The 12,875-nt window shown below is 74.7% G+C and carries 8 protein-coding genes; 4 read left to right on the forward strand and 4 right to left on the reverse strand.

All coding sequences use genetic code 11. The features are described 5' to 3' along the window. The 3 genes from DVA66_RS09630 to DVA66_RS09640 all read right to left on the reverse strand — a co-directional run. Positions 1-4,179 (reverse strand): putative Ig domain-containing protein (locus DVA66_RS09630; RefSeq protein WP_157973932.1); only part of this gene is annotated, 4,179 nt, incomplete at its 3' end. Between the two features lie 126 nt (positions 4,180-4,305). Then, complete coding sequence (locus DVA66_RS09635; protein WP_114559890.1) at positions 4,306-5,550, reverse strand: MFS transporter; 1,245 nt, start codon at positions 5,548-5,550, stop codon at positions 4,306-4,308. A gap of 42 nt (positions 5,551-5,592) precedes the next feature. After that, positions 5,593-8,943, reverse strand: coding sequence for a GH92 family glycosyl hydrolase (locus tag DVA66_RS09640; protein WP_232821874.1), 3,351 nt, complete (start codon positions 8,941-8,943; stop codon positions 5,593-5,595). A 128-nt stretch (positions 8,944-9,071) separates the two neighbouring features. Here DVA66_RS09640 and DVA66_RS09645 point away from each other — a divergent pair, with 128 nt between their 5' ends. Both DVA66_RS09645 and DVA66_RS09650 read left to right on the forward strand, forming a co-directional pair. Continuing rightward, positions 9,072-9,773, forward strand: coding sequence for a CDP-alcohol phosphatidyltransferase family protein (locus DVA66_RS09645; RefSeq protein WP_114559891.1), 702 nt, complete (start codon positions 9,072-9,074; stop codon positions 9,771-9,773). Between the two features lie 28 nt (positions 9,774-9,801). Then, on the forward strand, positions 9,802-10,230 hold the full coding sequence (locus DVA66_RS09650; protein WP_198671631.1) for a MarR family winged helix-turn-helix transcriptional regulator: 429 nt from the start codon (positions 9,802-9,804) through the stop codon (positions 10,228-10,230). A 14-nt stretch (positions 10,231-10,244) separates the two neighbouring features. On the opposite strand, the gene DVA66_RS09655 is transcribed toward DVA66_RS09650, so the two are convergent. Continuing rightward, positions 10,245-11,093: an oxidoreductase gene (locus tag DVA66_RS09655; protein WP_114559892.1), complete on the reverse strand. Its 849-nt coding sequence runs from the start codon at positions 11,091-11,093 to the stop codon at positions 10,245-10,247. A 101-nt stretch (positions 11,094-11,194) separates the two neighbouring features. Between DVA66_RS09655 and DVA66_RS09660 the strand changes: the two genes are divergently transcribed. Together DVA66_RS09660 and DVA66_RS09665 are read left to right on the forward strand one after the other, a co-directional pair. Then, positions 11,195-12,040, forward strand: a complete 846-nt coding sequence (locus tag DVA66_RS09660) for a helix-turn-helix domain-containing protein (RefSeq protein WP_114559893.1) — start codon at positions 11,195-11,197, stop codon at positions 12,038-12,040. A gap of 35 nt (positions 12,041-12,075) precedes the next feature. Next, a partial coding sequence (locus tag DVA66_RS09665) for a tryptophan-rich sensory protein (RefSeq protein WP_114559896.1) occupies positions 12,076-12,875 on the forward strand: 800 nt, incomplete at its 3' end.

Below are 12,875 nucleotides of genomic sequence, written 5' to 3' on the forward strand. Positions count from 1 at the left end.
CGTGGGCTCGGGGGTCGGGGTGGGATCGGGGGTCGGGGCGGCGGCGACGACCAGCTCGAGGGGCTGGCGCTGCTCGCCGACGGCCAGCAGCTGGGGGCCGCCATCCTCCGTGGGCGCGTTGCTGGCGACCAGCTCGACGAGGTAGGTGCCGGCGGTGCCGGCGGCGGGCGTCCCGGACAGCTCGCCGGTGCCGTCGCCGCGGTCGGTGAAGGTCATCCCGTCCGGCAGCACGCCGTCGACCGCGAGGGTCGGGGTCGGGTAGCCCTCCGCGGAGACCGGCACGCTCGCCGGTTCACCCTCCCGGAGCTCGGCGCGGGCCGGGGCGTCGATGACCGGCTTGGCGGTCACCTCCACCTGCACCTCCACCTCGACGCTGTCGCGGGTGTTGGTGGCGGTCAGCGTGGCGGTGGCGGGTCCGGCTTGCTCCACGGCGCCGGTGAGCAGCGCGGTGCCGTCGCCGCGATCCGTCAGGGTCAGCCCCTCGGGCAGCGTGGTGGCCTCGATCTGCGGCAGCGGCCAGCCCGATGCGCTCAGCTCGACCGACACCGGCTCCCCGCGGTCGATGGTCAGCGCGGTCGGGCCGGTCCACCGCGGGGCGGCCTCGGTGGTCACCGTCACCCGCTGCTCGGTCTCGCCCTGGGCGTTGGACGCGACCAGGACCAGCTCGGAGACCCCGCCGGGGCCGGTCGGCGTCCCGCTGAGGACGGCGGTGCCGTCGCCGCGGTCGGTGAGGGTGAGCCCGGCGGGCAGACCGGAGGCTGCCGTGATGGCGACCGGGGCGGTGCCGCTCGTGGTCACCTCGGCCGCCACCGGCTCACCCACCACCAGGGTCAGCGTGTCGGGGCTGGTGAAGGCGGGTCGCGCGGTGACCACGAGGGTGACCTCGATGGTCGCGGTGGCCTCCGCCTCGTCGGTGGCGGTGACCACCAGCGAGTAGCTGCCGGCGGTGCCGGCCTCGGGCGTCCCGGCCAGCACGGCCGTCCCGTCGCCGCGGTCGGTGAAGGTCACGCCGGCGGGCAGGTCGCCGTCCACAGTCAGCGTGGGTGCGGGGAAGCCGGTGGCGACCAGCTCGTGCTCAGCCGCGTCGCCCTCGACCAGCTCGACGGTCATCGCGTCCCGGTCGAAGGCCGGCGGCGCGGTGACCCGGAGGGCCACCTCGGCCACGTCCTCACCGACCCGGTTGGTGGCGGTCACCCTGATGGTGTGGTCACCGGGCTCGGTGGGAGCGCCGACCAGCCGGCCGTCGACCACCTCCAGACCGGCGGGCAACCCGCTCGCGGTCACCTCCGGGACCGGCCAGCCGGTGGCCTCCAGCGGCAGGCTGACCTCCTCGCTGTGGCGCACCGTGAGCTCGGCGGGCAGCGAGAGCTCCGGGACGCTGGTCACCTCGAGCACCAGCACGTCGGTGGCCGCGTCGCCGATCCCGTTCTCCGCGATGAGCGGGATGGTCAGCAGCCCGGCCTCGGTCGGCGTCCCCTGCAGCCGGGGGTCGCCGTCGACCGGCACCAGGGCGAGCCCGGCCGCCTCGAGGTCAGCGGTGCTGATGACCTCGGGCACCGGGTACCCGGTCCAGCCGACGAGCACGTCGACCTCGTCGCCGAGCGCCACCTCCACCCGGTCGGGGACGCTCACCGTCGGTGCCGTGCGGACGGTCACCACCAGCGTCTGGCTGGTGGTGCCGGCGGCGTTGGACGCCTCCAGCTCGAGCTCGAAGCGGCCGCCGGGATCGGTGGCGGGCACGGTGAGGACGGCGGTGCCGTCCCCGGCGTCCTCGAGCGTCCAGCCGCCCGGCAGCTCGGCGGCCGTCAGCGCGGGGGCCGGGACGCCGCTCGCCGAGACCTCGAAGGTGCCGCCGTCCTCGGCCGGGGTCAGCTCGACCGCGGCGGCGGAGGTGAAGACCGGACCCTCCTGCACCGTGAGGGTGAAGGTCTGGGTGGCGGTGCCAGCCGTCAGCGTGAGCACGTGCACCCCGCCGGTGCCGCTGGCGGGTGTGCCGGTGATCTGGGCGGTGCCGTCGCCGCCGTCGGTGAAGGTGAGGCCGTCGGGCAGGTCGCCGTCGAGCTCGATGGCGGGCACCGGGAACCCGGCGACGGTGATCGGCAGCGTCACCTCCTCACCCGCCACCACGGTCGCCCGGTCGTCGCTGGTGAAGGTGACATCCTCGGTGACGGTGAGGGTCAGCGGCGCGCGCTCGGCCCCCAGCCGGTTGGTGGCGACCACCTCCAGCGCGAACTCGCCGGACTCGACCGGGACACCCGTGATCGTCGGGCCGGCGCCGCCGTCGGTGACGGCCAGACCGGCAGGCAGGGTGCCCTCCACGGTGACGTCCGGGGCCGGGAAGCCGGTGGCGGTCAGCGGCAGCGTGAACGGCTCGCCCAGCTCGGCGGTCTCCGTCGTCGGGGTGGTGACGACGACATCCTCGGCGATGAGCAGGTCGAAGCTCGCCGACACCCGCCCGCTGGAGTTGGTGGCGGTGACGGTGACCTGGATCTCGTAGGCGCTCTGGGGGGTGCCTCTCAGGGCGAAGTCACCGCCACCGAGGTCGTGGAGGAGCAGCCCCGGCGTGCCTGTGACGGACAGCAGCGGTGTGGGGAAGCCGGTCACGCGGAACGGGATGTCGACCGGCTCACCCCGACGCCCCACCTGCTCGGTGGTCGGCACCTCCACGACGGGCGGGGCGAGGACGGTGATCGTGAAGGTCTCGGTGGCGCTGCCGAAGGCGTTGGACGCGGTGTAGCTGACCTCGTGCACCCCGCCCGGGCCGGTCGGCGTCCCGGCGATCTCCGTCGCGGTCGCCGTCAGCCCCCCGGGCAGCCCCTCGACCTCGATCGCAGGGGCGGGGTCACCCGTGACGACGATCGGCACCGAGGCCGGGACACCGACGGTGACGGTGGCGTCGTCCACGGGAGCGATGGTGGGGCGCTCGCCGACAAGGAGCTGCAGGACGACCCCGAATTCGCGGTAGCCGTTGTCGACCAGGACGGTGACGTCGTAGCGGCCGGTCGCGGTCGGGGTGCCGGACAGCACGCCGGCGCTGCTGAGCGTCAGCCCGGGCGGCAGGGTCCCCGCAGTCACGCTGTACTCGTAGTCGTCGGGGTAGCCGCCGCTGGCGGCCAGGTCGTGAGAGTACGCCTCGCCGACGACCGCCGGCGGAGGCGGCACCACGGCCTCCGCGGGCTCCGGCTCCCGCAGCGTCACCCGGGTCTCGGCCGAGGCGAGGGTCGGCTGACCCCACCCGTCGACGAGGACGCCGGCCGGCACCTGCACGGTCACCTCACCGGGACCGGTGACCGGGCCGATGGTGAGCACGGAGCCGGTCAGGCTGACGTTCGTCCGCCCGGGCGCGGTCCCGCCGACCGCGACGTCGGAGGCCCGCAGCCCCTCCGAGCTGCCCGGCTCGCGGCTGACCGGCACCTCGACACCGTCGCTGCGGAAGCTGACCTCGTAGCTGAGGGTGCCAGGCCCGTCGAACAGCTGGGTGCCGCTCGGCCCGTCCAGCACCGGGGTGGCCGGGGTGGGGACGGCGCCACCGGTGGGGGTGGTGCTGATCTCGTCCACCACCGCGGTCAGCGTGCCTTCGGTCCAGCTGCCGGGGAACATCACCCGCAGCTGGACCCCGGTGATGCTGAGGAAGTTGGCGTCGCCCTGGAAGCACGCCGACGCCCCGCCGGTGCAGTCGAAGTTGAGCGCCACCGCGAACCGGCCGGTGTTGCCCAGACTGGTGGTGTAGGTGCTCTGCCGGCCGGCGTCGTCGGTGACGGTGATGCCGACGTTGGCCGCGGTGAAGTCCTCCGGGGTGCGGGTGATGGAGGCGAACTGGACGAAGAACTGGGTGTTGCTCAGCCCCGAGCGCAGGTCGGTGGCCGGGAAGACGTAGTCGAGCTGGACGCCCGCGGCAGAGTTGTTACTGCCGGTGGCGGTGATGGTGCCGAGGCCGCCGGCCTGGCTGAACTGCCCCAACGGGGTCATCCCGTTCGGGTCGAGCGGGGTCACCGTGCGGGTGCCGCGGACGTTGCCGGCGAAGTCGTCGATGAGGACCGGTTCACCGACCGCCTGCGCGGGGGCGGGGACGCCCAACGAGAGCACCGCGACCAGCAGCGCCAGCAGCAGCGCGAGCGGACGGCGCCGCGGGGAAGGGCGGGAGCTGCGGGCAGGCAGGACGGAGGCCGTTCGGTGCATGGCGATCCTCGGTGACGGCGCACGCCCCCGCAGCACGCACTGGACGTCCGACCCCCCTGGCCGGACATCCGAAGTGTGGCAGTACCGTCAGCCGCCCCGCCAGTGCTCCGCCGAACTTCTTCGGGCTCAGGACGCCGAGGCCGACTGACCCCGGGCGAGGCGCAGCAGCACGACGAGGCCGAGCGCGGTGAGCACCGCGGAGACGAAGAAGATGTGCGGGATGCCGAGGAGGGCCACCCCCAGCCCGCCGATGGCCCCACCGAGGCCGCCGCTGAGCATGATCGAGCTCATGAACACCGACGAGGCCAACCCGACGCCGTCGGGGTAGAGCTGCTGGGCGACCGTCACGCCCAGGCCCGCGACCGCCGCCCACAGCGCCGCCATCAGCAGCTGGCCGACGAAGAGCCCGGCGACGTGGGTGCTGGTGGCGTAGGCGACGTTCGCCGCGATCCCGATGGCGGCGCCGATGGTGATGACGCGGAGCGGGCCGATGCGGTCGGCGAGGCGGGCGAAGAGCGGCATCAGGGCGAGCTCGACGAGGGGCTGGATGCCGATGACCGCACCTCGCAGGGCGTCGGAGAGCTCCAGCTGGTTGGCCATGTAGAGCGGCAGGAAGGCGAACTTGATGGTGTCGCCGTTCATCAGCAGCACGCAGGCGAGGACGAACACGTACAGCGGGGCCCGGCTGGTGCGGGCCGGCGCCGCCTCACCGCTGCCGGGTGCGTCCGGAATGGTCCTCGGAGCGGGGACGGTGTGCCGGACCACCCGCTGCAGCCCGAGCGGGAGCAGCTGGCCCACGGTCAGCGCCGCGGTGGCGATCAGCAGCGGCCGCAGCCCGACCACGGCACCGAACCAGCTGCCCAGGACGGGCCCGAGGATCCAGCCGGTGGTGAACGCCATCCGCACCGCCGACACGACCCGGTGCGCGGCGGTGCTGCCGTGCCGGGTGAGGTGGTCGCGGACGGCGGCGAAGAGCAGGCCCATCGAGGCGCCGGAGATGCTCAGCGCGACCGCGGCGATGGCGAAGGGCATCCACACCTGGGTGGCCAGGGCCATCGCCACCCAGCCGACGCCCCCGACCAGGGAGCAGACGCGGTAGGAGGTGAGCCGGTCGCGCTGCCGGTCCGAGAGGCTGCCCAGCCAGTAGCCGGCCAGCGGGGCGAGCAGGTTGGTCAGGTAGTACAGCCCCGCCACTGGCTCCGACGCGCCCAGCTCGTCGACCAGGAACAGCGTCATCTGCGGGACGGTCGCCGACACCGCGATCCCGGAGAGGAACAGCGACGCGAACGCCGCCCGGAGGAACGGGTCGCGCCAGATCGCGCCGGCGGCCGAGGACGCGCGAGCCGTCCGCGGGTGGGCAGGGGCGGTCATCGGGCTCCGGTTCGGCGAGGGGACGCTGGGGTCACCAGCAGCCTACGAGCCCGGGGCGGCGAACAGCTCCAGCTCGGCCAGCCGCAGCGGCTGGTCGGGCGCGCCGCCCAACCGCAGCCGGACGCTGCTCCACGCCCGCGGCTCTCCGCCGATGGCGAACGGCCGGGTGCGGGTGCCGGAGGGGAACGTCTCGCCGCGGCGGGCGTCCAGCTCGACCCAGGTCTCCCCGTCGGTCGACCCCTCGAGCACCCACCAGGTCGGCGCCCGGTCGGTGCCGGAGCTGGTGAGGGTGTAGCCCGACAGCCGCACCGGCGCGTCCCCGGGCGTGAACACCAGCTCGGCCGAGCCGGTGCCGAGGTCGACCGCGGTCCTCATGTCGTCGTCGGTCAGCGCCGACAGGTCGCCCCCACCCCCGCTCAGCCGGCCCGTGCCCGTCACGTCGGTGAGCCCGTGGGGCGGGGTCAGCGGCTCGTCCAGGTCGACCGCGCCCCAGTCGCTCGGCCCGTCCGACATCGTGAACCGCAGGGTGCCGCCGCGGCGCAGCAGGTCGCCGTCGACGGTGACGTCGGTCAGCGCGACGCCGTCCAGCTCCAGCCCGGCCACGTGCACCCGCCCGTCCGAGGCCCCGGGCGCCTCGACCGTCAACGACCGCCCGCTGCCCAGCGGCCGCACCGTGATCCGGTCGAAGGTGGGCGAGCCGACGGTGTAGTCGCCCGAGCCGACCCGCAGCGGGTAGAAGCCGAGCGCGGAGAAGACGTACCAGGCCGACATCTCGCCGTTGTCCTCGTCGCCGGGGTAGCCCTGGCCGATGTCGCTGCCGACGAAGAGCCGCTGCTGGATGTCGCGGACCAGCGCCTGCGCCCGCGCCGGGTCGCCGGCCTCGGCCAGCACGTAGGGGATGTGGTGGGCGACCTGGTTGGACATCCCCAGCATCCCGATCCGGACGTCGCGGGCCTCGCGCGCCTCGTGGATGGTGGAGTACGCCGCCCGCTCCGGGGTGGTGAGGAAGGCGTCCAGCTCGGCCAGCAGCCCGCGGCGCCCGCCGTGGAGGGCGGCCATCCCGGCCACGTCGTGCGGGGCGTGGAAGGCGAAGGTCCACCCCGAGGCCTCGGTGAACGCACCGCCCCAGTCGGCCTTGTCGAATTCCGCCCCCACCGGCCACGACCCGTCGGCGTTGCGGGCGGTGAACACCCCGGCCGCGGGGTTGAACAGCTCGGTGAACTGCCCGGCGCGGGCCCGGAAGTAGGCGGCCTCCTCGCGCAGCCGCGGGACCCGGTCGGCCGGGGTCGCCGGGTCCTCGGCCAGGGCGGCGGCCATCTCGGCGATGCCGAAGTCGTTGATGTAGCCCTCCAGCCCCCACGAGGCGCTCTGGTGGACGTCCTCGGGGGTGAAACCGAGGAAGATCGAACGCTCCAGCCCCTTGCGTCCCACCGCCTCGTTGGCCGGCAGCACGGTGGCGTTCCGGACCGCTGCGTCGTAGGCGTCCAGTGCCAGGTCGGTGGGCAGCGCCCCGGCCAGGTAGGCCTCGGCGAAGGCGACGTCGGAGCTGGTGCCGGTCATCAGGTCGGCGTAGCCGGGGGAGGACCAGCGGGCCACCCAGCCGCCGTCGCGGTACTGCTGGACGAACCCGTCGACCAGCTCGGCGGTCAGCTCGGGGTAGAGCAGCGCGTACAGCGGCCAGGCGGTGCGGTAGGTGTCCCAGAAGCCGTTGTTGACGTAGAGCTTCCCGTCCTTCACCGCGGCGTTGGTCTCGGTGTCGCCGGCCCCGCCGTGGGCCGGACCCTCCAGCGGGTCGACCGGGCTGGCGTAGCGGTACCGCGGCTCCTCGGCCGTCCCGGTGTTCTCGAAGGAGGAGTTGGGATAGAGGTTGAGCCGGTACAGCCCCGAGTAGAGCGTCACCAGCTGCTCGTCGGTGGCGCCCTCCACCTCGGCCACCACCGACAGCCGCTCCTCCCAGGCGGCGGCGACGTCGGCGCGCACCTCCTCGAAGGTGCGTCCGGCCAGCTCGAGGTCGTGGTTGCGCCGGGCCTGCTCCAGCGAGATGAACGAGGTCGCCACCCGCAGCTCGACCCGGTCGGTGTCGAAGGCGGCGAACCGGGCGGTGTCCGCCCGCTCGCCGCGGGCCGCCCCGGACGTCCGCGGACGGGTGTCGAAGGCACCGTGCACGAACATCCGCGTGCGCCCGGGCCAGCGCGACCCGCCCTCGACCCAGCCGGCGACCACGCCGTCGTCGCTGATCGACAGCGACGACTCCCCGACCACCTGGTCGACCAGCACCGAGCCGTGGCCGGCAGGGAAGTCGAAGCGGTACACCCCGCCGTGGTCGGTGGGCGTGATCGCGGCGGTGAGGCCGTCGGTGGAGATCACCTGGTAGAGGTCGGGACGGGCCACCTCGTCGGCGTGGTCGAACTCCAGCGCGCGCTGCGCCAAGCCGGAGTCGGGATCGTGCGTGGCGGCGGGCAGCACCGCCAGCTGGTTGCGGTCACCCATCCAGATCGAGGGCTGGTGGGAGATGCCGATGCCCTGCAGCTCGGGCAGGTTCCGCTCGTTGTTGTGGGCCTGGTAGGCGTACAGGGTGCGGATGGTGCCCGCGTCGGTCATCGGGGTGAAGAAGGCGAACCCGTTGGGCCAGGCGGCGGCGGGCAGGTTGTTGCCGCGGGAGTAGTCGCCCGAGGCGTTCGTGCCGCGGCGGGTGTCGACGTAGGCGAGCGGGCCCGCCGAGGCGTCGAGCTGCTCGGCCGGGCCGATCCGGACGTCGTCGAGCCAGCCCTGGAACCGGGTGCCGGCAGGGGCGTCGGGGCAGGAGTAGCCGAGCAGCACCTTCACCACCCGGCGACCCGCGAGCGCGGACAGGTCGACCCGCACCGAGTTCCACTGGTCGGGCCACAGCACGGCGGAGGTGCCCTGTCCGCGGGCGTCGGCGGGGAAGCCGTAGGCGTCGGTGGCGCCGGTGCCCGACAGCCGGGTGCCGTCGTCGAGCAGCAGGTCGACCGCGACGTGGGTGCTGGCATACGTCTGGGCCTCGTCCAGCACCGGGAACAGCAGGTAGGCCAGCTCGTCACCGGCGGCGATCTCGACGTCGCCGTCGAACAGCTCGTTGGTGGCCACCGCCTCCCCGTCGGCCCGGTGGCGGCCGCCGTACTCCAGCGACCGGGTGCCGGTGAAGCCGACCCCGGGCTTGGCGGTGGCCGACGTGGTCGGGCCACCGGCCGGTTCGGTGCGCATCGCCGTGGGCACCGACCCGCCGCCGGTGACGTTGCGGGTCTCGTCGCCGAAGGGCCGCGACACCGCCGGCGGGGTCTCGTCCTCCTCGAAGGAGCTGAGGAAGCCCGTGGTGGTCCGTCCGCTCGGCTGCGGGCGGCGGTCAGGGCGGGTCGACGGGGGCAGAGACATCACGCAGCGGACCTTCGCGGTCGGGGTGCCTGCGGGGAGCCGGTCGCGGGTGGCGACATCCCGGGTGACACCGCTGTCAGGGGGTGGGCGCCAACCTAGCAGCGGCGTGGGGAGGCAGGCTTCCCTCCATGAGCGGTGTGCTGCCGACCCGGACGATCGGTCGCGACCTGTCCCTGGCCGTGCTGCTCGTGCTCGGCGGCGGCACCGGATGGCTGCTGGCGCACCGGCCGGGCCCCCTGCTGGGGGCCGCGGTGCTGCTCAGCGGGGTGCTCGTCGTCGCCGGGGCGGCGGTGTCGCTGTGGCGGCGGCGGACCCGGTGCGGGCCCGCGGACCGGATCACCCTGCTCCGGCTGTCGATGACCGCGGTCTGCGCCGGCGGGGTGCTGCTCGCCGTGGCCGGCGTGGTGCCGGAGCGCACCTGGTGGCTGGCCCTGCTCGGCGGGGCGTCCGCGCTGCTCGACGGGGTGGACGGCTGGGTGGCCCGGCGCACCGGCACCGCCTCCGACGCTGGCGCCCGCTTCGACGTGGAGGCGGACGCCGTCCTGCTGCTGGTGCTGTCGGTGGCGGCCTCGCTCGTGGTCGGGGTGTGGGCGCTGCTGATCAGCCTGCTGCGCTATCTCTTCGTGGTCGCCGGCCGGGTCTGGCCGCGGCTGCGGGCGCCGCTCCCGCCGCGCCCCTCCCGCCGGGTGGTGGCCGGTCTGCAGGCGACGGCGCTGGTCGTCGCGCTGCTGCCGGTCGCCCCCGTGCCAGTGGCGGTCGTCGTGCTCGGGATGGCGCTGGCGCTGCTGTGCTGGTCCTTCGCCGTCGACCTGTGGGCGCTCACCCGGTGACCCCCGGACCGCGGGCTACGGTGGCCCGGTGGTGGAGGACGACCTGGGTGACTGGTCGCTGGGCCGGCTGCTGTCCACCGCTGCCCGGCACGTCGAGCGCGACTGGAACGCCTACCTCTCCGGACGCGGGCTCACCCACGCCGGGCTGCTCGCCCTGCACACGCTGGTGGACGGCCCGCGCAGCCAGCGCCAGCTCGCCGCGGCCAGCCAGGTCGAGGAGCAGACCATGGCCCGGGTGGTGGAGCGGCTGGTGCGCACCGGGCACGTCACCCGCGAGCGCGACCCCGCCGACCGCCGCCGGCTGCAGGTGCGGCTGACCGAGGACGGCCGCGCCGCCTACACCGCGATCACCGCCGGCGGGGTGGCCGACGACCTCGTCACCGGCCCGCTGGCCGACCCGGACGCCTTCCGCGCCGAGCTCGTCCGGCTCGTCCGGGCGGCCCGGCGCGGCGGCTGACCGCGGCGGCTGACTCAGCCCTGCTCGAGGGTCGCCAGGTCGTCGGCCGACAGGGTGACGTCCCCGGCGGCCACGTTCTCCTCCAGGTGGGCGACCGAGGAGGTGCCGGGGATCAGCAGGACGTTCTCCGCCCGCGCCAGCAGCCAGGCCAGCCCGACCTGGCTCGGCGTCGCCCCGAGCCGCGCGGCCACCGCGCGCACGGCCGGCTGCTCGGTCACCTTCGCCATCCCCGGGATGGCCGAGCCGAGCGGGAAGAACGGCACGTAGGCGATGCCCTCGCTCGTGCACAGGTCGAGCACCGCCTCGTCGGAGCGGTCGACCAGGCTGTAGGCGTTCTGCACGCAGGCCAGCCCGACCGGCAGGGCCGTCCGCACCTGGTCGGCGGTGGCGTTGGACAACCCGATACCGGCGATCAGCCCCTCATCGCGCATCGCGACCATCTCGGCCAGCTGGTCCTCCAGCAGGTCGTCGGTGCCGCCTCCCATCAGCCGCAGGTTGACCGCGGTCAGCCGGTCGGTGCGCAGCGTGCGCAGGTTGGCCTCGACGCCGGCGCGCAGGTCGGCCGGCTGCTGGGCCGGCAGCCAGGCGCCGGAACCGTCGCGGACCGCGCCGACCTTGGAGACGATGGCCAGGCCCTCGGGGTAGGGGTGCAGCGCCTCGGCGATCAGCTCGTTGGCGACGTCGGGGCCGTAGAACTGGGCGGTGTCGAGGTGGTCCACGCCGAGCTCGACGGCCCGGCGGAGCACGCGGACCGCCTCGTCGTGGTCACGGGGCGGGCCCATCACGCCGGGGCCGGGCAGCTGCATGGTGCCGTAGCCGATCCGGTGCACGGAGGTGAGGTCGGAGGAGAGCGATGTCGTCATGGCTCCACCGTGCACCCGGCGCCCGGACCGGGCCAGCCACCGTCCTTCCTGGTACCGGCAGGGACAGGCAGGGCCACCGCGACCGGAGCAGACTGGGCGCCATGGACTCCGAGCTGGCCACCGTCCTGCGCATCTGGCGCGACCGGACCACTCCCGAGCAGGTCGGCCTGCCGGTCAACGGCCCCCGTCGGGTGCCCGGGCTGCGCCGGGAGGAGCTGGCGATGCTGGCCGGCGTCTCGATGGAGTACGTCACCCGGCTCGAGCAGGGACGCGCCGAAGCGCCGTCGGCGTCCGTGCTGGCCGCGCTCGCCCGGGCCCTGCAGCTCGACGACGACGAGCAGGCGCACCTCTTCACCCTGGCCGGGCACGCCACCCCCGGCCGGACGCGGGTGCTGCGGCAGGTGCCGGCCAGCGTCCGTCGGCTGACCGAGCAGCTCGGCGGCCACCCGGTGGCGGTCGCCGACGCCGGCTGGGGCCTTCTGCTGTGGAACGAGCCGTGGGCCGCGCTCTTCGGCGACCTCTCCGGCGCCCGGGGCCGCCAGCGCAACGTCGCCTGGCGGCGCTTCGCCGAGGACGCCCGCGGCGGGATCACCCACCTCGACGAGGACGCCTTCGAACGCGGGCTGGTGGCCGACCTGCGCACCGCGCTCGGCCGCTACCCCGACGACGAGGAGCTGCGCTCGATGGTGGACGACCTGCGTGGCACCAGCCCCCGCTTCCGCTCGCTGTGGGAGCAGAACCGGGTGGGGGTGCACCGCGGCTCGAGCAAGACCATCGACCACCCGCAGGTCGGCCGCCTCACCGTGGACTGCGACGTGCTGACCGCCGACCGCGGCGACCTGCGCGTCATCGTCTACACCGCGCCCGCCGGCAGCGAGGCGGCCGGCAAGCTCGACCTGCTGCGCGTCCTCGGCCGTCAGGACCTCACCGGCGACCGCACCCGCTGACCGGCGCGCGCTCGTCCCGACATACGATGCTCAGCATGCTGAGTGAATCGACGTCGGGCGACCTGGCGCGTCGGCTCGTCACCACCGCCGCCGAGCTGTTCTGCCTGGTCGGGACGGCGGTCGGCACCGGCCTGCTGGGTACGGCGATCCGGGACACCGGGCAGGGCTCGCTGTCGGACCAGGCCACCCTGGTCGCCCCGGCCGGTCCTGCCTTCAGCATCTGGTCGGTGATCTACCTCGGGTTGTCCGCCTTCACCATCTGGCAGTGGCTGCCGCGCAACGCCGCCGACGCCCGGGTGCGGCGGCTGGGCTACCTGCCGGCGGCCTCGATGGTGCTCAACGCGGTGTGGATCCTCGTCGCCCAGACCGGCCTGGTCTGGCTCACCGCGGTGGTCATCCTGGCCCTGCTCGCCGTGCTGGCGCTGGTCGCGCTCCGGCTGGGCGCCACCGGGTCGGGTCGTCGGCTGGAGACGCTGGTGGTCGACGGCACCTTCGGGCTCTACCTCGGCTGGGTCGCCGTCGCGACCTGCGCCAACCTCGCCGCCGCCCTGGTCGACATCGGCGTCGAACCCGGCGTCCCGGTCGCCACGGTGCTCGGGGTCGTGGTCGTGCTGGTGGCCGGAGCCGTCGCCGCCGCGCTGGCCTGGCGATTCGGCGGCCGGGTCGCCGTCGGGCTGGCCATGGCCTGGGGCCTGGTCTGGGTGGCCGTCGGCCGGCTCACCGACACCCCGCAGTCCGCGCCGGTCGCGGTGGCCGCTCTCGTCGCCGCCGTACTCGCGCTGGGCGCCGTCGCCTGGGTCCGGCTGCGGCGGGGCGCCGGGACGTCCACGCCGGC

This window comes from Desertihabitans aurantiacus (genome assembly GCF_003344635.1).
GTDB lineage: Bacteria > Actinomycetota > Actinomycetes > Propionibacteriales > Propionibacteriaceae > Desertihabitans > Desertihabitans aurantiacus.

Excerpts from the sequence above, each read along its gene's own strand:
- DVA66_RS09660 (WP_114559893.1), top strand. The coding sequence starts at position 11,195 with ATGGACTCCGAGCTGGCCACCGTCCTGCGCATCTGGCGCGACCGGACC.
- DVA66_RS09635 (WP_114559890.1), bottom strand. The coding sequence starts at position 5,550 with ATGACCGCCCCTGCCCACCCGCGGACGGCTCGCGCGTCCTCGGCCGCC.
- DVA66_RS09645 (WP_114559891.1), top strand. The coding sequence starts at position 9,072 with ATGAGCGGTGTGCTGCCGACCCGGACGATCGGTCGCGACCTGTCCCTG.
- DVA66_RS09640 (WP_232821874.1), bottom strand. The coding sequence starts at position 8,943 with ATGTCTCTGCCCCCGTCGACCCGCCCTGACCGCCGCCCGCAGCCGAGC.
- DVA66_RS09655 (WP_114559892.1), bottom strand. The coding sequence starts at position 11,093 with ATGACGACATCGCTCTCCTCCGACCTCACCTCCGTGCACCGGATCGGC.